We start from the raw sequence: 21542 nt of genomic DNA on the forward strand, positions 1-21542 counted from the left end.
CCTCCTGGCGTCGCTCAACCGGCAAGACGGTTGATGGCGGCCTCGATGGTCATGGTTTCACGCTCGCCGGTTTTACGGTTCTTCAGCTCAACTTCGCCATTGGCGACCGACCTCGGACCGACGATCACCTGGTAGGGAACGCCGATCAGATCCGCGAGTGCGAATTTCGCACCGGCGCGATCATCGGTATCGTCGAGAAGAACATCCTTGCCGGCCTTGGTCAGCGCCCCGTACACGGTGTCGCATGCGCCATCGCAACCGGCATCCCCAGCCTTCATGTTGATGATGATAGCATCGAACGGCGCGACGGAAGCCGGCCAGATAATGCCATTTTCATCATGGGAAGCTTCGATAATGGCCGGAACAAGGCGGGTCGGCCCTATACCGTAGGATCCCATGTGGACAAGATGTTCCTTACCGTCAGGTCCCTGCACCTTGGCGCCCATCGGCTCGGAATATTTGGTGCCGAAATAGAAGATATGACCGACCTCGATACCACGGGCGGAAATCTTCGCGTCATCCGGCATGGCACCGTAAGCTGCCTCATCATGCATTTCAGAGGTGGCGGCATAGTGCGATGTCCAGTCGTCGAAAATCGCCTGAAGGCCAGCAACATCATCGAAATCGGTATCGGCAGCCGGAATGGCTCGATCCAGGAAGCTCTTGTGGCAGAACACTTCCGATTCACCGGTATCGGCGAGAATGATGAATTCATGGCTGTGATTGCCGCCGATCGGGCCGGTATCGGCGCGCATCGGAATGGCCCGCAGACCAAGCCGGTCGAACGTCCGAAGATAGGCGGCAAACATCTTGTTATAGGAGTGAATGGCGGCTTCCTTCGTCAAATCGAAGGAATAGGCGTCTTTCATCAGAAATTCGCGCGACCGCATCGTGCCGAAGCGCGGCCTGATCTCATCACGGAATTTCAATTGTATGTGATAGAGGTTCAGCGGCAGGCTCTTGTAGGACTTCACATAGGACCGGAAGATGTCCGTGACCATTTCCTCATTGGTGGGACCGTACAGCATGGGCCGGTCCTGCCGATCCTTGATCCGCAGCATTTCCTTGCCATAGTCGTCGTAGCGACCGCTTTCCTGCCAAAGCTCAGCCGATTGCAGCGTCGGCATCAGCAATTCAACCGCCCCTGCCCGGTTCTGCTCCGCACGAATGATCGCATTGACCTTGTCCAGCACGCGCTTACCCAGCGGCAGCCAGGAATAGATGCCCTGCGACTGCTGCCGGATCATGCCGGTGCGCAGCATCAGCCGGTGAGAAACGATTTCCGCTTCCTTGGGATTTTCCTTCAGGATGGGCAAAAAATAACGGGAGAGACGCATACCGACTTCCATTGGTGAGGCGAGCCGCATTTCGTGCGGAATCAGCCATATATCTGGTTTTTCTTGAAGCCTTCTAACCGTTTCGCACGCGGAAGAAAACCCGCCCCGTCCTTTTGTTCACGGCGGCGAAGGATAACATGGTCCGTGACCAAATCTGCCTCATGCAGAGACATCTTGAAGATAGGCGCGTTCTGGCTGGTTCATGACTGGACACCGGGCAAAAGAACCGAGACCCACCTCTAAAATCGGGGCAAATCACTCACGCCTGAGCATTCGCTCATGGTCCAACCATGTCAAAATATTGACAAATCAGCAAAAATTTCCAGCTCAATTTCTTTTTTTAGAAAGCTGTAACAAAAATGCAAAAAGTTGATGACAAGTCTGCCTTGTTGAGCTAGTTTACGCTCACAAAACAGGCAGAAAGCTTAAATTTCTGCCGATTTCGCGGTTAAAGTCTTGGGAGGATCAGATCTTAGGCGCGGTCATTCGCAGCCCCTTAATTGGTGAAAGGTCACGCGACATTTCAATAACAAGGTCTTCGGGCCTTGTTTTTTTTTGCCCTTATGGTGTGTCCGCTTACAGGACACACCCATGCTTAGCGAATATCGGGCTTAGCGAATATCGAGACTCAGCGAATATCGGGCATGACGTGCGGCAGATCGGAAAAACTGAAACCGAAATAGCCGGACACAAAATTCCAGCCAAAAAAGATGACGGCGGCAACAATCGTCGTGGTGCCCATCACCCGCCAGAAGCGGAAGCCTGCTGGGGCGCTGGCCACAGTGCCAGGAACGATGTCGCTTTCTTCGTCCTGCGTCCGCACTCCAAAGGGCAGGACAGCAAACAGCGTGACCCACCAGAGAATGAAATAAATCGCTCCACCGGTAACCCAGGACATCACTCTTCCTCCCCGAAATGCACCCGAACGCAGTAACAAGCGTGCAATCTACAGCATCAGGCCAAAAAGTGGAAACCGGTTCTGGGGAAAACCCGAGCCTATCGGCAGCACCTTCACACCGTGATTCTACAATCCGGCAGCTTTGGCAAACCAATCAAAGTGGATTGCGAAGCAGGCCTTCAGCCATGGCGCGGAAAGCCTCGACCGCCTTTGGCAAGACATTTTCCGGATCGTCGCTGGCCGCAATCCAAAGTGCCGCATCAAGGGCCGCCCCGCTCAGAAGCCGTGCGGCGGCTTCCGCATCAACAGGCTTTAGGACTTCCTGAGCAATAAGGCTCTCCAAGGCCCGCCGGGTTATCTGAAGACAAGTGTTCTGGCTTGGCCATTTAGAGGGGTCACCCAACACTGCGGGGCCGTCAAGCAACACGATACGCTGCACCTCCGGCTCCATTGCCATTTCGATATAGGCCACGCCCTCAGCCAGCAGGCGCTGCCAGTCCGTCGCGGCATGAGAACCGATTTGCTGGGCGCGCGCGGCCATTTCCGAATCGATCTGGTCGACAACCGCCGCCAGCAGACCACGCTTGTCGCCAAAGTTATGATACAGCGCACCGCGCGTCAGCCCCGCGTCGGCGGTCAACTCGTCCATGGACGCAGCCGAATATCCCTTTTCAGCAAAGGCTTTTCGACCAGCCGCAATCAATTTGACGCGGTTTTCCTCCATGGTTTCTCGTCTGGACTTTGCCATTCAGACCTCACTTAATATACGAGATGTATGTGAATTTGACATACGGCTCGCATATGGTTACTTTATATACGAGTCGTATATGAAATACCGGCTGCATTTTGAAATGTCATGCGGACCCACTCGCATTGTCATCCGCTCCCCAAAAAAGAGAGAAAAATGGCTGAACACGAAGCAATCTTTCCTGCCAACCGACATGCTCTTTACGAAAAACACGGATATTCCGCCGCTATCCGCTCCGGCGACCTGTTGTTTGTCTCAGGTCAGGTCGGCAGCCGTGACGATGGAACGCCTGAACCCGATTTCAAGCGTCAAGTCCAACTGGCTTTTGAAAATCTCAAGGCCGTCTTGGGTACAGCGGGGTGCGGCGTAGAGGATATCGTTGATGTAACGACGTTTCACACAGATCCCGAACACCAGTTTCCAATCATAATGCCTGTCAAGCAGGAGATCTTTCACAGCGCACCCTATCCGAACTGGACGGCTGTTGGGGTCACCTGGCTTGCCGGTTTCGATTTTGAAATAAAGGTCATTGCCCGTATTCCAAAAATTCATTGAAACCGAACAGTCAAAGGGATCAGGGATGAGCTAAAGTTGCTCGAGTTCGATCAATGTTCCAGTAAAATCCTTGGGATGCAGAAAAAGCACGGGCTTGCCATGCGCGCCGATTTTCGGCTCGCCATCTCCCAAAACGCGGGCACCTTTGGCAATCAGGCGGTCTCGCGCGGCGTAAATATCATCCACCTCATAGCAAATATGGTGCATGCCACCATTGGGTGATTTTTCCAGAAAGGCTTTGATCGGAGAATGATCGCCAAGCGGCTCCAGAAGTTCGACCTTGGTATTTGGCAGTTCGACAAAAACCACCGTCACACCATGCTCCGGCAAGGCTTGAGCAGCGGAAACCGTCGCGCCAAGCGTGTCAGCGTAAGTCTCCACCGCAGAGCCAAGATCTGGCACAGCGATGGCAATATGGTTGACCCGGCCCAGCATACGCTTCTCCCATGTCTGCGCAGAAAAAGCGCCATCATCACGAGATGAATGGCGCTCCATGTCTGTTTATAACTGACCTATTCCGGCTCCAGAAATATCCCTTGCCAGCGGCTCCGGCAATCAGACCTTGGTCACAAAAACCGTAACGACCGGCTTCTTGCCCCAGCATTCATTGGCCGTAGAGCGCACAGCGCGACGAATACTTTCACGCAGGGCGCCAAGATCCTTGCGCCGTGTGCGCGGAATGCTCTCGACGGCGCTCAGCACGGCGTCATAGAGAATGTCCTCCATGTCATCACCTTCCAGATCTTCCGCTGGCAGGCCATGGGCAACCACTTCTGGATCGTCGCGGAACTCGAAGCGTTCGTCCAGGAGGACGCTGACCGAGACATGGCCTGCAAAAGACAGCTTACGCCGCTCACCAATGCCCATCTGCTCGAAATCGCCCAGCAGTTTGCCATCCTTGAAGACCCGGCCATACGGCGCTTCACCGATGACTTCAGCAGGACCTGGCGCCAGCCGCAGGATGTCGCCATTGCGCACTTTCGGCACCTGCGCAATCCCGGCTTCCAGAGCCAGTTTCTGCTGCGCCGTCAGGTGGGCCGCCTCACCATGAACAGGGACAAGAATTTGCGGGCGCGTCCATTGGTACATCTGCAAAAGTTCGTTGCGCCGTGGATGACCGGAGACATGTACCAGCGCGTCGCTATCGGTAACGATGGTGACGCCCTGCTCGATCAGACCATTCTTGATATCGTTGATCGGCTTTTCATTGCCCGGAATTGCGCGAGACGAGAAAACCACCGTGTCGCCCTTGGTCAGCGCCACATTACGCATTTCATCGCGTGACAGCTTGGCAAGTGCCGCGCGTGATTCACCCTGGCTACCAGTCAGGATCACCACGACCTTGTCGCGGGGAATGTAACCATATTCGTCCTCGGCGATAAAAGACTGTACGCCTTCCATCAGCCCGACATCGCGCGCCACACCCACGACCCGCTTCAAGGAACTGCCCAGCAGCAGCACTTCGCGCCCAGCAGCTTCGGCCGCCTTGGCAATCGAGCGGATACGTCCAACATTGGAGGAAAACGTGGTGATTGCGACGCGCCCTTCCGCTGTCTGGATGATCTTGCGCAATCCTTCCGAGACTTCCTGCTCGGAGGGGGAAACGCCCTCGCGCATCGCGTTGGTGCTATCGCACATCACCGCCAGCACGCCCTCGTCGCCAAGAGCGCGGAACCGCGCCTCATCGGTCAGCGGGCCAAGCGACGGCGCATGATCGATCTTCCAGTCACCGGTATGGATGACATTGCCAAGCGGCGTGCGAATAACAAGCGACATCGGCTCGGGAATCGAGTGATTGACATCCGAAGCCTCAACAACGAAAGGACCGACATGGACCTTGTCGCCTGGCTTGAAGGGCGTTACCGGAATTTCAGCCCGGGTTCCCTCATAATTGCGCTTGGCTTCCAGCATGCCGGCGGTAAAACCCGAGGCATAGACCGGTACATTCAGGCCCGGCCAGATATCGTTCAATCCGCCATAATGATCTTCATGCGCGTGGGTGATGAAGATAGCCTTGAGCCTGTTTTTCTGCGAGAGAACGAAGCGGATGTCAGGCAGAACCAGATCCACGCCCGGCAGATCGGGACCAGGGAAGGTCACGCCGCAATCCACCATGATCCATTCCCGGTTCTTCGGCGGGCCAAAGCCGTAAAGCGCCAGGTTCATGCCAATTTCACCTACGCCGCCAAGCGGCAGAAATACCAGTTCGTCTGTCTTTGTCATTCTTTCCTTGGCCCATTCGGCTCGAAAAACACATCTCCCGCCGCAACTGGCGTGATGCCTAGCGAGCCCCGGTCGAGCAATAATATCCCTTTATCATCGATTCCTGAAAACACACCGGAAATCGACCGATCCGGGAGATTGACGGTGATTTTCTCACCAACCCCACACGCCACCTGCCGCCAGCGCTGCATCACTGCCTTGACGCCGAGACCCCGATCCCAAAGCGCCAGGGCATCGGCCATGGCGGCAAAAAGATGCGTGAAAAGCTCATCAGGTGTAACGGCTGCGCCATGCTCGGCGAGGGAAGCCGTGGGATACGGCGTTTCAGTGGGCTTGAAACGAAGATTGATGCCGATACCGATGACCAGGGCGTTGCGGCCATCCGGCGTCCGCTCGGCTTCCAGCAGAATGCCGGAGGTCTTGGCACGACCGATCAGCACATCATTCGGCCATTTGATTTCCAAAGGCGGCGCACCCGGCGGCAACACGACGCCAATCGCATCATGCACGGCCACGGCCACGGCCAGCGGCAGCGAAGCCAGATCGGCCAAAGGCGCCGGATCGATCAATAAAAGAGAACTATAGAGATTGCCGGGCTCCGAGGCCCAAGGCCTGCCACGACGACCTCGGCCGCCTGTCTGGCGGTTGGCCGTGATCCAGAGATCTCCCGGATCACCGTCACGGGCCCTGATCAGGCATTGCTGGTTGGTGGAATCCACCTCGTCCAGTGCAATATGTCGGAAGGCGTCGAGCGCCTTCCGACGATGTGTGGAATAGTCGCTCAACGGAACAAGGTCGCTGCCGCTGCCGACGCCGCACTGCCGATCGGTCCGCCGATCAACACATAGGCAATGACGAACAGACCGGACAGGCCAAAGACCACCCGCAACGTGCCAGACGTCGCAGCAAACTCGATCTTGGCATCGTCGAACCACATGACCTTGACGAGGCGCAGGTAGTAGTAGGCGCCGATAACCGAGGCCAGAACACCGATGATCGCCAGGGCATAGAGATGTGCCTCGATAGCGGCCAGGAAGACGAAATACTTCCCGAAGAAGCCAGCGAGCGGCGGAATGCCGGCCAACGAAAACATCAGTGCCGTCAGAACGAAGGCCATGAACGGACGGGTCTGCGACAGACCAGCCAGATCATCCACTGTTTCGAGCGCCTCGCCCTCCTTGGTCCGCATAGCCATGATGCAGGCAAAAGTACCAAGATTCATGATCAGGTAGATCAGCATATAGAGCAGAACGCCCTCGATGCCCTGCTTGGAGCCAGCGGCCAGGCCGACCAGAGCGTAACCCATATGACCAATGGAGGAATAGGCCATCAGGCGCTTGATATTGCGCTGGCCGATGGCGGCAACCGAGCCCAGAACCATCGAGGCAATCGCGATGAACACGACGATCTGCTGCCATTCGGCGGTGATCGGCTGGAAGGCGTCGATAACGATGCGCACCAGGATCGCCATGGCGCCCACCTTTGGGGCGGCAGCAAGAAAGGCCGTGACGGGGGTCGGCGCACCTTCATAAACATCCGGTGTCCACATGTGAAATGGCACGGCAGAAATTTTGAAAGCAAGACCGGCCAGCACGAAGACCAGACCGAAAATAAGTCCGAGATTGGTGTGACCAGCGGCCAGGACGGCAGCGATCTTGTCGAACTCGACATTGCCGGTAAAGCCGTAGACCAGAGACATGCCGTAGAGCAACATGCCCGACGACAGGGCACCAAGCACGAAATATTTCAGGCCAGCTTCCGAAGACCGCGCGCTGTCGCGGTTCATGGCGGCGATGACGTAGAGCGCCAGAGACTGGAGTTCCAGCGACATATAAAGAGAGATCAGGCTATTGGCCGAGATCATCAAGAGAATGCCGAGGGTCGCCAGCACCAGCAAGACCGGAAACTCGAACTTGTCGAGATCGTTGGCTCGTGCCTGACCGAACGCCATCACCATGGTGGTGATGGAACCGATCAGGGCCAGGACCTTCATGAAACGGCCATAGCCGTCGGAGATATAGGCACCGCCGAAGGCGACGCCATCGGCGGGCATCAACAGGATCCACGCGCAGGCAACGGCGAGAAGCGCCACCGCCAGGCCCGTCACCAACGAGGTCTTGTTGGTGAACACGCCGATCATCAGCAATACCAGCGCGCCAACCGCAAGCAGAAGCTCCGGCGTGGCGAGATGCAGGCTTGCAAGGAGAGTTTCAGCATTCATGTCCAATGATCCTGTCGTCAGTTCACCAGGAGCGCAACATTTTGCGCAGCCTGCAGAGCAGCGGTGTAGTTATTCAAAAGCGCATCCACCGAGGCCGTTGTCACGTCGAAGATCGGGGCCGGATAGACGCCGAACAGGATGGTGAGCGCGATCAACGGATAAAGCGTGACCTTTTCGCGGAAGGACAGATCGAGAAGCGCTTTCAGGCTCTCCTTGTCCAGCGCCCCGAAAACGACCCGGCGATAGAGCCAGAGCGCGTAGGCCGCCGACAGGATAACGCCGGTGGCGGCAAACAATGCCACCCAGCTATTGGCCCGGAATGCACCGATCAGCGTCAGGAATTCGCCGATAAAGCCCGAGGTGCCAGGCAGGCCGACATTGGCCATGGTGAAAATCATGAAGGCCAGCGCGTATTTCGGCATATTGTTGGCGAGACCGCCATAGGCGGCGATTTCGCGGGTATGCATGCGGTCATAGATCACGCCGACGCAGAGAAACAGGGCGCTTGAGACAAAGCCGTGGCTGATCATCTGGAAAACCGCACCCTGCAAGCCTTGGGTATTGGCAGCAAAGATACCCATCGTCACATAGCCCATGTGAGCAATGGAGGAATAGGCAATCAGCTTCTTCATATCCTCCTGCATCAGCGCCACAAGCGAGGTGTAGATGATAGCAATAACGGAGAGCGCAAAGACCGCCGGTGCGAAATAGTCGGAGGCAAGCGGGAACATCGCCAGCGAAAAGCGGATGAACCCATAACCACCGAGCTTTAGCATGATGCCCGCAAGAATGACCGAACCAGCGGTCGGCGCCTGGACGTGCGCGTCGGGAAGCCAGGTGTGGACAGGCCACATCGGCATCTTCACCGCAAACGAGGCGAAGAAGGCCAGCCATAGCACCATCTGCAGATGCGGCGGGAATTTATGAGCCAGAAGCGCTGCGATATCGGTCGTGCCGGCATCCCAGTACATCGCCATGATCGCCAGCATCATCAGCACGGAGCCGAGCAGCGTATAGAGGAAGAACTTATAGGAAGCGTAGACGCGATCCTTGCCACCCCAGACACCGATGATGATGAACATCGGGATCAGGCCAGCTTCGAAGAACACGTAGAACAGCACGATATCGAGCGACACGAACACGCCGACCATCATCACTTCAAGGATGAGGAAGGCGATCATGTATTCCTTGATCCGCTTCTGGACCGAGGTCCAACTGGCGAGCACGCAGAATGGCATGAGAAACGCCGTCAACACCACGAACAGCATCGAAATGCCATCGACGCCGAGGTGATAGGCGATGCCGGTGCCGAGCCAGGGATGATTTTCCACCATCTGGAAGCCTGGATTGGCGTTATCGAAGCCGATCCAGATGAACAGCGAAACAATGAAGGTCGCGACCGTCGTCAACAACGAAATGTTGAGAACGTTCCGGCGTCCGGATGGGGTGTCGCCATTCATCAGCAGCAGCAGGGCAACCCCGACTAGCGGCAGAAAGGTGACCGTTGAAAGAATTGGCCAATCGGTCATCAGATCGAACTCCCGAGCATCATCCAGGTAATAAGCGCTGCAATTCCAAGCAGCATTGCGAACGCATAGTGGTAGAGATAGCCGGATTGCAGCCGGACAACCCGCTGCGTCAGACCTGCGACCCCGGCGGCAACGCCGTTCGGGCCGTAGGCATCAATGGTGGCAACATCGCCCTTCTTCCACAGGAACCGTCCAAGAGCCTTGGCCGAGCGTACGAAGAGAAAGTCATAGAGCTCGTCGAAATACCACTTGTTGAGCAGGAATTGGTAGAGAAGCCACTGGCTTTGCGCCAGCTTCTTCGGTGTTTCCGGCGACTTGATATACATGTACCAGGCCGTGACCAGACCAACGAGCATGGCAACGAACGGGCTGAGCTTCACCCAGGTCGGAACGTGATGGACCTCGTGGAGGACTTCATTATGCGCACCGGTAAACAGCGCGCCCTTCCAGAACTCGGCATAAGCTTCGCCGAAGAAATAGTCATGGAAGATAAAGCCTGCGAACAAGGCTCCTGCGGTCAGAAGGTAAAGCGGCACCAGCATGACCTGAGGCGATTCATGCACATGATGCATGACTTCGTGCGAGGCGCGCGGCTTGCCGAAGAAGGTCATGAACGCCAGGCGCCAGGAATAGAAGCTGGTGAACAGGGCGGCAATGACCAGAAGCACGAAGGCAAAGGTTGAAACGCCTGTGCCCGCGGCAAAAGAGGATTCGATAATCGCATCCTTCGAGAAGAAGCCTGCCGTACCGATCATCGTTCCCGGAATGCCGACACCTGTCAGCGCCAGATTGCCGATGGTCATCGCCCAGAAGGTCACTGGGATATGCTTGCGCAAGCCACCCATGTGACGCATGTCCTGTTCGCCATCCACGGCATGGATGACCGAACCGGCACCAAGGAACAACAGGGCCTTGAAAAAAGCGTGCGTGAACAGGTGGAAAATGGCCGCGCCATAGGCACCGACGCCAAGCGCCACGAACATGTAGCCAAGCTGCGAGCAGGTCGAATAGGCAATCACCCGCTTGATGTCGTTCTGCACGAGACCGACAGTTGCAGCAAAGAAGGCCGTGATCGCACCGACGATGGTGACGACCGTCAGGGCATCCGGCGACAATTCGAAGACCGGCGACATGCGGGCGACGAGGAAGACACCAGCGGTGACCATGGTTGCCGCGTGGATCAGAGCCGAAACCGGTGTCGGCCCCTCCATCGCATCCGGCAGCCAGGTATGCAGCAGGAACTGTGCCGACTTACCCATGGCGCCCATGAACAGCAGCAGGCAGGCTGCGGTTACCGCATGGCCCTTGTCGAGATGCATACCGAACAGATTGATGACAGCGTCACCGGCAGGTGCGCCTTCGGCTGGCAGATATGTCTGGGCCGAAGCGAAGATCGTCTCGAAATTGATCGAGCCAAACAGCACGAACAGCGTGGCGATGCCGAGAATAAAGCCGAAGTCGCCGACACGGTTGACGATGAAGGCTTTCATGGCCGCAGCCGTTGCCGAAGGTTTCTTGAACCAGAAACCGATCAGCAGATAAGAGGCCAGACCGACGCCTTCCCAGCCGAAGAACATCTGCAGCAGATTGTCTGAGGTGACCAGCATCAACATTGCGAAGGTAAACAACGACAGATAGCTGAAGAAGCGCGGACGATGCGGATCGTGATGCATGTAGCCGATGGAATAGAGATGAACCAGCGTCGAGACGCTGTTGATGACGACCAGCATGACCGCTGTCAGCGTGTCGATCCTCAACGCCCATTCGACGTCGATGCCACCGACCTGGATCCAGCGCAGCACAGGGACCTTGATCAATTCCGAATGACCGAAACCGACCGAAATGAACACGTACCAGGACAGGGCAGCAGTCAGCACCATGAAGCCGGTGGTGATGAATTCCGATGCCTTGGCGCCGATCTGGCGACCGAACAGGCCGGCGATGAGCGCGCCAAGCAGCGGAAGAAAGACGATTGTCTTATACAATAGCATAGCCGTATCAGCCCTTCATCATGTTGACGTCTTCAACGGCGATCGATCCGCGGTTGCGGTAGAAGACAACGAGGATAGCAAGGCCGATCGCGGCTTCCGCAGCCGCGACGGTCAGGATAAACAGCGCGAAAACCTGGCCGACGATGTCATTGAGGAATGACGAGAAGGCCACCATGTTGACGTTTACCGCCAGAAGAATGAGTTCCACCGACATCAGGATAACGATGATGTTCTTTCGGTTGAGGAAGATACCGAAGACGCCCAGCATGAACAGGATCGCGCTGACGGTGAGATAATGGGAAAGTCCGATTTCCATTGTTCGTTTCCTTGAGATCCCTTGCCTTCAGCTCAGATGCCCTGGCCGGGCTTGACCTTGACCACCTTGATGGCGGTCGCCGGTCCACGTGCAACCTGGTGTGCAATATTCTGCCGCTTGATGTGCTGGCGGTGGCGCAGCGTCAGCACAATCGCGCCGATCATGGCCACCAGCAGCACAAGGCCGGCAATTTGGAAGAAGAAGACATAATTGGTATAGAGCACATCGCCGAGTGCCGCCGTGTTCTGACGGTCCGCCAGCGCCGGGATCGGCATGGTGATCGCCTGCTTGGCCGCAGGCGAAATCACTGAGCCGCCGATCACGAAGATCAGTTCAGCTGCAACGATGGCGCCGATCAAGGCCGCTAGCGGACCGTATTTCGAAGCCCCTGCCCTCAATTCCGTGAAGTCGATGTCCAGCATCATCACCACGAACAGGAAGAGCACCGCAACCGCGCCGACATAGACGACCAGCAGGATCATCGCCAGGAACTCGGCGCCCGTCAGCATGAACAGACCAGCCGCGTTGACGAAGGTGAGGATGAGGAACAAAACCGAATGAACCGGATTGCGTGACGAAATAACCATGAACGCCGACGCAATCGCGACAAAGGCGAAAAGGTAGAAAAAGATTGCCTGAAGACCCATGATGGTGCCTTTTCATCTTCCTCAGGAGCGCGGCGCGGCCGTGTCCCATGAAATGCCAGTGGCCCGGGCCGGGCCAGCCATGCATTTCGTTTCAATTTCAAACCGGGACGGACAGGATCTTGCCCAACCGCCATCGGTTTCCTCAAAAGACGATCTCAGCGGTAGGGAGCATCCTGCGCAAGATTGCGCGCAATTTCCCGTTCCCACCGATCTCCATTGGCCAGAAGCTTGGCCTTGTCGAAATAGAGTTCTTCGCGTGATTCCGTCGAGAATTCGAAATTCGGACCTTCGACGATCGCATCGACCGGGCAGGCTTCCTGGCAGAAGCCGCAATAGATGCATTTTACCATGTCGATATCGTAACGAACCGTGCGGCGCGTGCCATCGTTGCGGCGCGGGCCGGCTTCGATGGTGATCGCCTGGGCCGGACAGATCGCCTCGCATAATTTGCAGGCAATGCAACGCTCTTCCCCATTTGGATAACGGCGCAACGCATGCTCGCCGCGAAAGCGCGGGCTGACAGGGCCTTTCTCAAACGGATAGTTCACGGTCGCCTTCTGCTTGAAAAAGTAACGCATCGACAGGAAAAATGCGTTGACGAACTCTTTCAGAAACAGCGAGCGGACAGCCTGGGAAACACTTGCCATCTTCAAACTCCAATTCTGCCGAAATCTGCGGGGTGAAGGCTCATGCCCAGCCCCCCAGTTTCAACACGAATGCAACAATAACCACCATGGCCAGCGACAGCGGCAGGAACACTTTCCAGCCCAGGCGCATCAACTGGTCATAACGGTAGCGTGGAACGATCGCCTTGGTGATGCCGAACATGAAGAACACCAGCGTCGCCTTGAGGATGAACCAGATAATGCCCGGCACCCAGTTGAGTACGGCAATGTCGAGCGGCGGCAACCAGCCACCCAGAAACAGGATGGTGGTCAGCGCGCACATCAGCACGATGGCCGCATACTCGCCCAGCATGAACATCATGTAAGGGGTCGATCCATATTCCACCATGAAGCCGGCAACCAGTTCGGATTCCGCTTCCGGCAGGTCGAACGGGGGGCGATTGGTTTCCGCCAGGGCCGAGATGAAGAAGATCACGAACATCGGAAACAGCGACAACCAATGCCAGTCCAGCAGCGAGGACGGCATGCCCATCATCGTGCCGAGACCATGGTTCTGGGAATTGACGATGTCGGTGAGGTTCAGAGATCCCGCACACAGCAGCACAGTGACGATGACAAAGCCGATCGACACTTCGTAGGAGACCATCTGCGCCGCCGAGCGCAGAGCACCGAGGAATGGGTATTTCGAGTTGGACGCCCAGCCCCCCATGATGATGCCGTAGACTTCCAACGAGGAAATCGCAAACACATAGAGAATGCCGACATTGATATTGGCAATCACCCAGCCCTGGTTGAGCGGAATAACCGCCCAGGTCGCCAGCGCCAGCGTCACGGCGACAAGCGGCGCCAGCAGGAAAACGCCCTTATTGGCGCCGGCCGGAATGATCGGCTCCTTGAACACGAATTTCAAAAGGTCGGCGAAGGACTGGAAAAGCCCCCAGGGGCCCACCACATTCGGACCACGGCGCAATTGCACCGCTGCCCAGATCTTGCGGTCTGCCAACAGGATATAAGCAATGAACACCAGCAGGCAGACCAGCAGCAGCAGGGACTGGCCGATCATGATGGCCGCCGGCCACACATAGGTAGAAACGAAACTGTCCATGGTCCCTTGCCCTTACTCTGCCGCAGCCTTGAAATTATTGCGGGCCAATGCCGAACACTCGGCCATCACCGCAGACGCGCGTGCAATCGGGTTTGTCAAATAGAAGTCTTTGATCGGAGACGCAAACCCGGATTGGGTCATGTTCCCGCCTTTTTTCGCCAAGGCGTCGATTTCCGCCGGATTGCCTACGGCAATCTCGTCCAGCGCGGCAAAATGTGGATAGGCCTGATAGAGCTTCTGGCGCAGTTGCGACAGCGAATCGAACGGCAGCTTCTTGCCGAGCACGTCCGAAAGCGCGCGCAGCACAGCCCAGTCCTCGCGGGCTTCGCCCGGCGCGAAACCAGCGCGATTGCCAAGCTGGACGCGACCTTCCGTATTCACCCAGGTGCCCGACTTTTCCGTATAGGCGGCAGCCGGCAAGATAACATCGGCATTCTGGGCGCCGTTATCGCCATGCGAACCGATATAGATCGTCAGTTTGGCCGTCTTGGCCGACAGATCCAGTTCATCGGCACCAAGCAGGAAGAGAACATCCATTGCACCAGGCATTTCAGCAGCCGTCTTGCCCCCCTGCCCCGGCACAAAGCCGAGATCGAGGCCACCGACGCGTGAGGCTGCGGTATGCAGAACACCGAAGCCATTCCAGCCTTCGCTGACAGCACCGACGGCAACAGCAAGCGCTGCGACCTGAGCCAGCACGGCAGCGCTGTCGCCACGGATCAAGGCGCCCTGGCCGATGATGATCAAGGGCTTGGCCGCCGTCTTCAATGCGTCGAAGAAGCTGTTCTTGCCAGAAGCCAGATCGGCAAGCGTATCGGTGCCCGCACCCAGATAGCTATAGTCATAGCGCAGGTCGGCGTTCTCGCCGATTACGCCAATCGGGAAGCCACCACGGCGCCACCGCTTGCGGATACGCGCATTCATGACCGCCGCTTCAAGGCGCGGATTGCAACCGATCAACAGCAGCGCGTCGGCGTCCTCGATGCCCTCGATGGTCGAGTTGAGGATATAGGACGAACGTCCGAGAACCGGATCGAGCGCCGTGCCGTCCTGGCGACAATCGTAGCTGGTCGAACCGAGTGAGGTCAGCAGTTCCTTCAGCGCATACATTTCCTCGACCGAGGCCAGATCGCCAGCAATCGCGCCAATCTTCGAGCCATTGGTGGCCGAAACGGCTGTCTTGATTTCGGCGAAGGCTTCCGGCCAGGTTGCAGGCTGGAGACGTCCATTGCGCCGCACATAAGGCCGGTCCAGACGCTGGGTCTTCAATCCGTCCCAGATGAAGCGGCTCTTATCGGAAATCCACTCTTCATTGATGCTGTCATTGACGCGCGGCATGACACGCATCACTTCACGACCGCGCGTATCGACGCGGATCGCCGAACCGAGCGCATCCATCACATCGACCGATTCGGTCTTGCCCAATTCCCACGGACGGGCCGTGAAGGCGAAGGGCTTGGACGTCAGCGCGCCGACCGGGCAGAGATCAACAACATTGCCCTGCAATTCCGAGGTCATCGCCTGTTCGAGATAGGTGGTGATTTCGGCATCTTCACCGCGACCGATCAGGCCAAGTTCGGCAATGCCAGCCACTTCGGTGGTGAAGCGGACACAGCGCGTGCAGTGGATGCAACGGTTCATCACTGTCTTGACCAGCGGTCCGATATATTTGTCCTCGACGGCACGCTTGTCCTCGCCATAGCGGGAACTGTCGATACCGAAGGCCATGGCCTGGTCCTGCAAGTCGCATTCGCCGCCCTGGTCGCAGATCGGACAATCGAGCGGATGGTTGATGAGGAGGAACTCCATCACCCCTTCGCGCGCCTTCTTGACCATCGGCGTATTGGTATAGACTTCCGGCAGCTCGCCATTCGGGCCACCGCGGATATCGCGCACGCCCATGGCGCATGAGGCTGCCGGCTTTGGCGGACCGCCCTTCACCTCGACAAGGCACATACGGCAATTGCCGGCTACCGAAAGCCGCTCGTGGAAACAAAAACGCGGAACTTCGGCACCCGCTTCCTCGCACGCCTGAAGCAGCGTGAAATGATCGGGAACCTCGATCTCCTTACCGTCGACTTTCAGCTTTGCCATATTCGCCTTCCTGTCTCACGTCCATCGCAGCCGCCGCTTGTTCAGTCCGGCCAGGAAAATCGCACAGGATTTTCCGCTACGCATGTCTCAGTTCTCGACCGCTCGCCTGCTTTGTATCCCATCATTCAAAATGGGATGCATGGCGGCAGAGCGCCCTCAATTCATCCAATAGGCCTTCGCCTATCTTTTCCGTGCCGTGCTTCATACATGAGACACAAAACACGTCGTAACACATTCTATCTCAATCACAATTCCTAAACCGACGCCGGTACATCCGCCTAATCAAGCACCGGTCAGCTTGCGGGCCTGTCCGATCCAGTCATCACGCAGGATGCGACCGTCGAGACCAAGCTCCGCATCAATCCGTGCCGCATCTTCAGGCGTCCAGGTGGCGATATCATCAAGGCCATGAACACCCAGTTTACTGAGCATTTCCTGAACCTTCGGCCCGACACCGCCGATTGCCTTCAGATCAACCTTCTTGCCGCGCCGCCGGGTAGGCTTGACGGCAACAGACGCGGCCTTCACTTCGGGTTCCGCTACAGGCGTCACAGGCGCGGCTATCGGTTTTTTTGCCGAACGCACTGCCGGGCTTTTTACCGGCTTAGCAGCCTGCGGCTTGCTCTTTGCTTTTGCAACGGGACGGCGCGCAGGTGCCACTTTGGGCAGTGCCACAGCATCCGAAACCGGAGCCTCGACTGATTTCGGCGCCTGCGTTTCAGGCTTCAGGCTGACCTCAGATGCACCAGATGCGGGAACAGCCTCAGGCTTATCTTCCAGCACATCTTCCTTCGTCCGACGAGCAGGCTTGTCCATCATCGTCTGCATGGAACCGAGCATCACACCGGTCATCTGGGTGGCAAAACCGAAACCCAGCACCGTGGCAGCCGCAAAGGCAGCCATCGGATTGGCCATCAAGGCATGCAATGACGATCCGGCCATCTCAGCGCCGCGGCTGGTGTCAGCCGGCTTTGCCGATGCATCCGTTCCCGTCCGTTTTGAAGCCTCAACCATTGCATCACCTTTGTTACTCGGCACCATTATAACCGGAGCCTTCGTTACTCAGCCGCTTCCATGACCGCGCCATGGTCCATGGCCTTGCGGGTATATTCATCGATCCTGGCCTCGATCTCAGGCCGGAAATTACGGATCAGACCCTGGATCGGCCAAGCAGCCGCATCGCCAAGCGCGCAGATCGTATGACCTTCGATCTGCTTGGTGACCTGGAACAGCATGTCGATTTCACGCTTCTGGGCATTGCCCTTCACCATGCGCTCCATCACCCGCCACATCCAGCCGGTCCCTTCACGGCACGGCGTGCATTGGCCACAGCTCTCATGCTTGAAGAACTGCGACAACCGTGCAATCGCCTTGATGATATCGGTGGACTTGTCCATGACGATAATCGCTGCCGTACCGAACGAGGATTTCACATCACGCAGCCCATCGAAATCCATGGGGACGTCAATAATATCTTCCGCCTTGACCACTGGACAGGACGCGCCGCCGGGAATGACGGCCAGAAGATTGTCCCAACCGCCGCGAATGCCGCCAGCATGCCGCTCGATCAGTTCGCGGAACGTGATCCCCATGGTTTCTTCAACCGTGCAGGGCTTGTTCACATGACCGGAGATCATGAACAGCTTGGTGCCGACATTGTTCGGGCGGCCAAAGGACGAGAACCAGCCAGCGCCACGACGCAGGATGGTCGGTGCGACCGCAATCGACTCGACGTTGTTGACCGTCGTCGGGCAGCCATAGAGACCCATATTGGCCGGGAACGGCGGTTTCAGGCGTGGCTGGCCCTTCTTGCCTTCAAGGCTTTCCAGCAAAGCCGTTTCCTCGCCGCAGATATAGGCCCCTGCGCCATGATGAACGTAAATGTCATAATCCCAGCCGAGCTTGTTGTTTTTGCCCAGCAATCCGTATTCGTAGCACTCGTCGATTGCCGCCTGAAGCGCTTCGCGTTCGCGCATATATTCGCCGCGCACATAAATATAGGCAGCGTGGGCACCCATGGCGAAACCAGCGATGACGCAGCCTTCCAGCAGCGTATGCGGGTCATGGCGCATGATTTCCCGGTCCTTGCAGGTGCCGGGCTCGGATTCATCGGCATTGACGACCAGATAATGCGGGCGGCCGTCGCTTTCCTTCGGCATGAAGGACCACTTCAGACCCGTCGGGAAGCCTGCGCCACCGCGCCCGCGAAGACCGGAGGCCTTCATCTCATTGATGATCCAGTCGCGTCCCTTTTCCAGGATCTGCTTGGTCCCGTCCCAGTGGCCGCGGCTCATCGCGCCTTTCAGGGACTTGTCCTTGAGGCCGTAGATATTGGTGAAAATGCGGTCCTTATCCTGTAACATCTCTCACCCCTTGGCCTTGTCGGCATTGTCGCCGGAGACTTTCGCATTCTCGCTCGCTGCCGGTTTGTCGGTGGCGGGCGTCTTCAGCTTCGGATCGGTGACCGGCGTATCGGTGGTCGCGCGGGCCGCGTTGGACGGCGGAACCGTTGCCGCATCCTCGCCAGATTGCCCCTCGCCCCAGCGGACCGGAGTGATCTCTTCCGTCAGGCTGGTCAATCCGCCTTCAGGAGCGGAAAACACCCGGTCGATCTGCGGGCCAGTCTTGACTTCGGCACCCTTGCCGGCTTCGAAAGCATCGATGATGTCCTCAAGACGCTCGGGCGTCAGATCCTCATAGGCATCCTTGAAAATGATCACCATCGGCGCGTTGACGCAGGCACCCTGACACTCGACTTCTTCCCAGGACAGCGTCCCTGTCGCATTACGCTCCAGAGGCTCCGGATGGATCTTTTTCTTGCAGATTTTCATCAGCTCTTCCGAGCCGCGCAGCATGCAGGGTGTAGTACCGCAGACCTGGATATGGGCTTTGGTGCCGACCGGCTTCAACTGGAACTGGGTATAGAAGGTCGCCACTTCGAGCACGCGGATATAGGGCATGTCGAGCTTGTCCGCGACGAATTCGATCGTCGCCTTGGTAACCCAGCCGTCCTGCTCCTGCGCCCGCATCAACAGCGGGATGACAGCGGATTGCTGACGACCCTCCGGATATTTGCGGATGGTGGCTTCGGCCCAAACGGCATTCGCCTCGCTAAAAGCGAAGGATGCGGGCTGGAATTGATCTTCGGCTAAACGACGAACGGACATACTTCCTCACGCCTTATCTCAGTTTTTGAACAGAAGACCTTGATGCGTCGCCATGACGACATCCCGGCCTGCGTTCAGATTGTCCTTCTCGCGGACGCTGACGAGCAATGCGGCAGAAAGCCCGATTGCCGCCTGCAGAGCAGACGGCCTGGCGGGACAGTGCCGGTCGGTCCCAACGGACTGCAATGCGTAGCGCCAACCTGCAACCGACGTTGCAAGAGGAGCACCACACTGCCGATCCGAAAGGATAAGCTGCATCAACGATCCACCTCACCAAACACGATGTCGAGAGACCCCAGCACCGCTGTAACGTCAGCAAGCTGATGACCGCGCGACATGAAGTCCATGGCCTGCAAATGCACGAACCCAGGAGCGCGGATCTTGCAGCGATACGGCTTGTTTGTGCCGTCCGCCACCAGATAGACCCCGAATTCGCCCTTCGGCGCTTCGACGGCCGCATAGACTTCGCCAGCGGGAACGTGGAAGCCTTCAGTATAAAGCTTGAAGTGATGGATGAGCGCCTCCATCGACCGCTTCATTTCACCCCGTTTCGGCGGTACGACCTTGCCATCGACAGATGAAACCGGACCAACGCGCGCATCGCCGAGCAGGCGATTGACGCATTGCTTCATGATCTTCACCGATTCGCGCATTTCCATCATGCGGATCAGATAGCGGTCGTAGCAGTCGCCATTCTTACCAACCGGAATGTCGAATTCCATATCGGAATAGCATTCGTAAGGCTGCGAGCGGCGCAAATCCCAGGCAGCACCCGAACCGCGAACCATCACGCCGGAGAAGCCCCATTTCCAGGCATCTTCCAGGCTAACGACGCCGATATCGACATTGCGCTGCTTGAAAATCCGGTTCTCGGTCAACAGACCTTCGATGTCATCGAGAACTTTGAGGAACGGATCACACCAGGCACCGATATCCTCGACCAACTGGGCCGGAATATCCTGATGAATGCCACCGGGACGGAAATAGGCGGCATGCATGCGCGCGCCAGAGGCCCGCTCATAGAACACCATCAATTTTTCGCGCTCTTCGAAGCCCCAGACCGGTGGCGTCATCGCACCGACGTCCATCGCCTGCGTGGTGACGTTCATGATATGCGACAGGATACGGCCAATTTCGGAATAGAGCACCCGGATCAACTGGCCGCGGATCGGAATTTCCAGGCCGAGAAGCTTTTCGACCGCCAGGCAATAGGCGTGCTCCTGGTTCATCGGCGCGACATAGTCCAGCCGGTCGAAATAGGGCAATGCCTGCAAATAGGTCTTGGCTTCGATCAGCTTTTCGGTGCCACGGTGCAAGAGGCCGATATGCGGATCGACACGCTCGACGATTTCGCCGTCCAGCTCCAACACGAGACGCAAAACGCCGTGCGCGGAAGGATGTTCGGGGCCGAAATTGATCGTGAAGTTACGGACGGAATGTTCAGTCATGGTCTCGCCTTCCGTTCCCTTACTTCGCGGCTTTTTCATCGCCGGGCAGCACGTAATCCGTGCCTTCCCAAGGCGAGAGAAAGTCGAAATTACGGAATTCCTGCTTCAACTCAACCGGTTCATAAACCACCCGCTTGACTGTGTCATCATAGCGGACTTCAACAAAGCCTGTCAGCGGAAAATCCTTGCGCAGCGGATGACCTTCAAAGCCGTAATCGGTCAGCAGGCGACGCAGATCCGGATGGCCGGTAAACATCACGCCATAGAGATCCCAGGCCTCGCGCTCAAACCAGTCGGCACCCGGAAACAGCGGACAGATCGACGGAACCGGCTTGTCTTCGCTGGTGGAAAGCTTGACGCGGATGCGCTGGTTCTGCTTCGGCGCCAGGAAGTGATAAACAACCTCGAAACGCTCGACGCGCTCGGGATAATCCACACCGCAGATGTCGATGATATTGATGAAGCCGCAACGGGCGTCGTCACGCAGGAAAGTCACCAGCGCGTAAATATTTTCGACGGTCGTGGTGACCGTCAGTTCACCAAAGGCAACGGTGCTCGACAAAGCGAGACCACCGCTGTTTTCGGTGATGTGGGATGCCAGCACTTGCAGGGCTTCACTCATCTTGTCGGTCCCTCG

The 21542-nt window shown here is 57.2% G+C and carries 20 protein-coding genes; 1 reads left to right on the forward strand and 19 read right to left on the reverse strand.

The window, feature by feature from the left end; translation table 11 throughout:
* Positions 1–14 precede the first annotated feature (14 nt).
* From proS to V6582_RS03505, 3 genes are all read right to left on the reverse strand, one after another.
* Positions 15–1337, reverse strand: a complete 1323-nt coding sequence (gene proS, locus V6582_RS03495; protein ID WP_156633420.1) for a proline--tRNA ligase — start codon at positions 1335–1337, stop codon at positions 15–17.
* A 628-nt stretch (positions 1338–1965) separates the two neighbouring features.
* Positions 1966–2235, reverse strand: a complete 270-nt coding sequence (locus V6582_RS03500; protein ID WP_060715757.1) for a DUF1467 family protein — start codon at positions 2233–2235, stop codon at positions 1966–1968.
* A gap of 154 nt (positions 2236–2389) precedes the next feature.
* Complete coding sequence (locus tag V6582_RS03505; RefSeq protein ID WP_156633419.1) at positions 2390–2983, reverse strand: TetR/AcrR family transcriptional regulator; 594 nt, start codon at positions 2981–2983, stop codon at positions 2390–2392.
* A 156-nt stretch (positions 2984–3139) separates the two neighbouring features.
* Between V6582_RS03505 and V6582_RS03510 the strand changes: the two genes are divergently transcribed.
* Entirely contained in the window at positions 3140–3538 is a 399-nt protein-coding gene (locus V6582_RS03510; RefSeq protein WP_156633418.1) for a RidA family protein, read from the forward strand.
* A gap of 30 nt (positions 3539–3568) precedes the next feature.
* Here V6582_RS03510 and mce read toward each other — a convergent pair whose 3' ends face one another.
* From mce to V6582_RS03590, 16 genes are all read right to left on the reverse strand, one after another.
* Positions 3569–3973 carry a methylmalonyl-CoA epimerase gene (gene mce / locus V6582_RS03515; protein ID WP_156633417.1) on the reverse strand — a complete coding sequence of 135 codons (405 nt, stop codon included), beginning with the start codon at positions 3971–3973 and terminating at the stop codon, positions 3569–3571.
* 120 nt (positions 3974–4093) lie between these two features.
* Entirely contained in the window at positions 4094–5761 is a 1668-nt protein-coding gene (locus V6582_RS03520) for a ribonuclease J (protein ID WP_156633416.1), read from the reverse strand.
* Positions 5758–6546, reverse strand: a complete 789-nt coding sequence (locus tag V6582_RS03525; RefSeq protein WP_156633415.1) for a biotin--[acetyl-CoA-carboxylase] ligase — start codon at positions 6544–6546, stop codon at positions 5758–5760. Before V6582_RS03525 ends, V6582_RS03520 begins: the two co-directional genes overlap by 4 nt.
* Positions 6543–7982: an NADH-quinone oxidoreductase subunit NuoN gene (gene nuoN, locus V6582_RS03530; RefSeq protein ID WP_156633414.1), complete on the reverse strand. Its 1440-nt coding sequence runs from the start codon at positions 7980–7982 to the stop codon at positions 6543–6545. The genes V6582_RS03525 and nuoN overlap by 4 nt, the downstream gene beginning before the upstream one ends.
* A 17-nt stretch (positions 7983–7999) precedes the next feature.
* On the reverse strand, positions 8000–9511 hold the full coding sequence (locus V6582_RS03535; protein ID WP_156633413.1) for an NADH-quinone oxidoreductase subunit M: 1512 nt from the start codon (positions 9509–9511) through the stop codon (positions 8000–8002).
* A complete protein-coding gene (gene nuoL / locus V6582_RS03540; protein WP_156633412.1) occupies positions 9511–11502 on the reverse strand; it encodes an NADH-quinone oxidoreductase subunit L in 1992 nt (663 codons plus the stop codon). The genes V6582_RS03535 and nuoL overlap by 1 nt, the downstream gene beginning before the upstream one ends.
* A 7-nt stretch (positions 11503–11509) precedes the next feature.
* On the reverse strand, positions 11510–11818 hold the full coding sequence (gene nuoK, locus V6582_RS03545) for an NADH-quinone oxidoreductase subunit NuoK (protein ID WP_015915659.1): 309 nt from the start codon (positions 11816–11818) through the stop codon (positions 11510–11512).
* Positions 11819–11850: 32 nt separating this feature from the next.
* Complete coding sequence (locus tag V6582_RS03550; RefSeq protein ID WP_156633411.1) at positions 11851–12465, reverse strand: NADH-quinone oxidoreductase subunit J; 615 nt, start codon at positions 12463–12465, stop codon at positions 11851–11853.
* Between the two features lie 155 nt (positions 12466–12620).
* On the reverse strand, positions 12621–13112 hold the full coding sequence (gene nuoI, locus V6582_RS03555) for an NADH-quinone oxidoreductase subunit NuoI (protein ID WP_015915657.1): 492 nt from the start codon (positions 13110–13112) through the stop codon (positions 12621–12623).
* Positions 13113–13152: 40 nt separating this feature from the next.
* Entirely contained in the window at positions 13153–14196 is a 1044-nt protein-coding gene (gene nuoH, locus V6582_RS03560) for an NADH-quinone oxidoreductase subunit NuoH (protein ID WP_156633410.1), read from the reverse strand.
* 12 nt (positions 14197–14208) lie between these two features.
* Positions 14209–16290, reverse strand: coding sequence for an NADH-quinone oxidoreductase subunit NuoG (gene nuoG / locus V6582_RS03565; protein ID WP_156633409.1), 2082 nt, complete (start codon positions 16288–16290; stop codon positions 14209–14211).
* Positions 16291–16572: 282 nt separating this feature from the next.
* The gene (locus V6582_RS03570) at positions 16573–17304 is read right to left on the reverse strand and encodes a 5' DNA nuclease (RefSeq protein WP_156633408.1); all 732 of its coding nucleotides are present in this window, start codon (positions 17302–17304) and stop codon (positions 16573–16575) included.
* 44 nt (positions 17305–17348) lie between these two features.
* Positions 17349–18653, reverse strand: a complete 1305-nt coding sequence (gene nuoF, locus V6582_RS03575) for an NADH-quinone oxidoreductase subunit NuoF (protein WP_060715770.1) — start codon at positions 18651–18653, stop codon at positions 17349–17351.
* Between the two features lie 3 nt (positions 18654–18656).
* On the reverse strand, positions 18657–19457 hold the full coding sequence (gene nuoE / locus V6582_RS03580) for an NADH-quinone oxidoreductase subunit NuoE (RefSeq protein WP_156633407.1): 801 nt from the start codon (positions 19455–19457) through the stop codon (positions 18657–18659).
* A gap of 257 nt (positions 19458–19714) precedes the next feature.
* Entirely contained in the window at positions 19715–20905 is a 1191-nt protein-coding gene (locus V6582_RS03585; RefSeq protein ID WP_071204609.1) for an NADH-quinone oxidoreductase subunit D, read from the reverse strand.
* 19 nt (positions 20906–20924) lie between these two features.
* Positions 20925–21527, reverse strand: a complete 603-nt coding sequence (locus V6582_RS03590) for an NADH-quinone oxidoreductase subunit C (RefSeq protein WP_156633406.1) — start codon at positions 21525–21527, stop codon at positions 20925–20927.
* Positions 21528–21542 lie beyond the last annotated feature (15 nt).

The sequence above is a fragment of the Agrobacterium vitis genome, assembly GCF_037039395.1.
Lineage (GTDB): Bacteria > Pseudomonadota > Alphaproteobacteria > Rhizobiales > Rhizobiaceae > Allorhizobium > Allorhizobium vitis_E.

What these genes read in the sequence shown, in the direction of transcription:
- proS (WP_156633420.1), bottom strand. Translation starts at nt 1,337, where the DNA reads ATGCGTCTCTCCCGTTATTTTTTGCCCATCCTGAAGGAAAATCCCAAG.
- V6582_RS03500 (WP_060715757.1), bottom strand. Translation starts at nt 2,235, where the DNA reads ATGTCCTGGGTTACCGGTGGAGCGATTTATTTCATTCTCTGGTGGGTC.
- V6582_RS03505 (WP_156633419.1), bottom strand. Translation starts at nt 2,983, where the DNA reads ATGGCAAAGTCCAGACGAGAAACCATGGAGGAAAACCGCGTCAAATTG.
- V6582_RS03510 (WP_156633418.1), top strand. Translation starts at nt 3,140, where the DNA reads ATGGCTGAACACGAAGCAATCTTTCCTGCCAACCGACATGCTCTTTAC.
- mce (WP_156633417.1), bottom strand. Translation starts at nt 3,973, where the DNA reads ATGCTGGGCCGGGTCAACCATATTGCCATCGCTGTGCCAGATCTTGGC.
- V6582_RS03520 (WP_156633416.1), bottom strand. Translation starts at nt 5,761, where the DNA reads ATGACAAAGACAGACGAACTGGTATTTCTGCCGCTTGGCGGCGTAGGT.
- nuoN (WP_156633414.1), bottom strand. Translation starts at nt 7,982, where the DNA reads ATGAATGCTGAAACTCTCCTTGCAAGCCTGCATCTCGCCACGCCGGAG.
- V6582_RS03535 (WP_156633413.1), bottom strand. Translation starts at nt 9,511, where the DNA reads ATGACCGATTGGCCAATTCTTTCAACGGTCACCTTTCTGCCGCTAGTC.
- nuoL (WP_156633412.1), bottom strand. Translation starts at nt 11,502, where the DNA reads ATGCTATTGTATAAGACAATCGTCTTTCTTCCGCTGCTTGGCGCGCTC.
- nuoK (WP_015915659.1), bottom strand. Translation starts at nt 11,818, where the DNA reads ATGGAAATCGGACTTTCCCATTATCTCACCGTCAGCGCGATCCTGTTC.
- V6582_RS03550 (WP_156633411.1), bottom strand. Translation starts at nt 12,465, where the DNA reads ATGGGTCTTCAGGCAATCTTTTTCTACCTTTTCGCCTTTGTCGCGATT.
- nuoI (WP_015915657.1), bottom strand. Translation starts at nt 13,112, where the DNA reads ATGGCAAGTGTTTCCCAGGCTGTCCGCTCGCTGTTTCTGAAAGAGTTC.
- nuoH (WP_156633410.1), bottom strand. Translation starts at nt 14,196, where the DNA reads ATGGACAGTTTCGTTTCTACCTATGTGTGGCCGGCGGCCATCATGATC.
- nuoG (WP_156633409.1), bottom strand. Translation starts at nt 16,290, where the DNA reads ATGGCAAAGCTGAAAGTCGACGGTAAGGAGATCGAGGTTCCCGATCAT.
- V6582_RS03570 (WP_156633408.1), bottom strand. Translation starts at nt 17,304, where the DNA reads ATGGTTGAGGCTTCAAAACGGACGGGAACGGATGCATCGGCAAAGCCG.
- nuoF (WP_060715770.1), bottom strand. Translation starts at nt 18,653, where the DNA reads ATGTTACAGGATAAGGACCGCATTTTCACCAATATCTACGGCCTCAAG.
- nuoE (WP_156633407.1), bottom strand. Translation starts at nt 19,457, where the DNA reads ATGTCCGTTCGTCGTTTAGCCGAAGATCAATTCCAGCCCGCATCCTTC.
- V6582_RS03585 (WP_071204609.1), bottom strand. Translation starts at nt 20,905, where the DNA reads ATGACTGAACATTCCGTCCGTAACTTCACGATCAATTTCGGCCCCGAA.
- V6582_RS03590 (WP_156633406.1), bottom strand. Translation starts at nt 21,527, where the DNA reads ATGAGTGAAGCCCTGCAAGTGCTGGCATCCCACATCACCGAAAACAGC.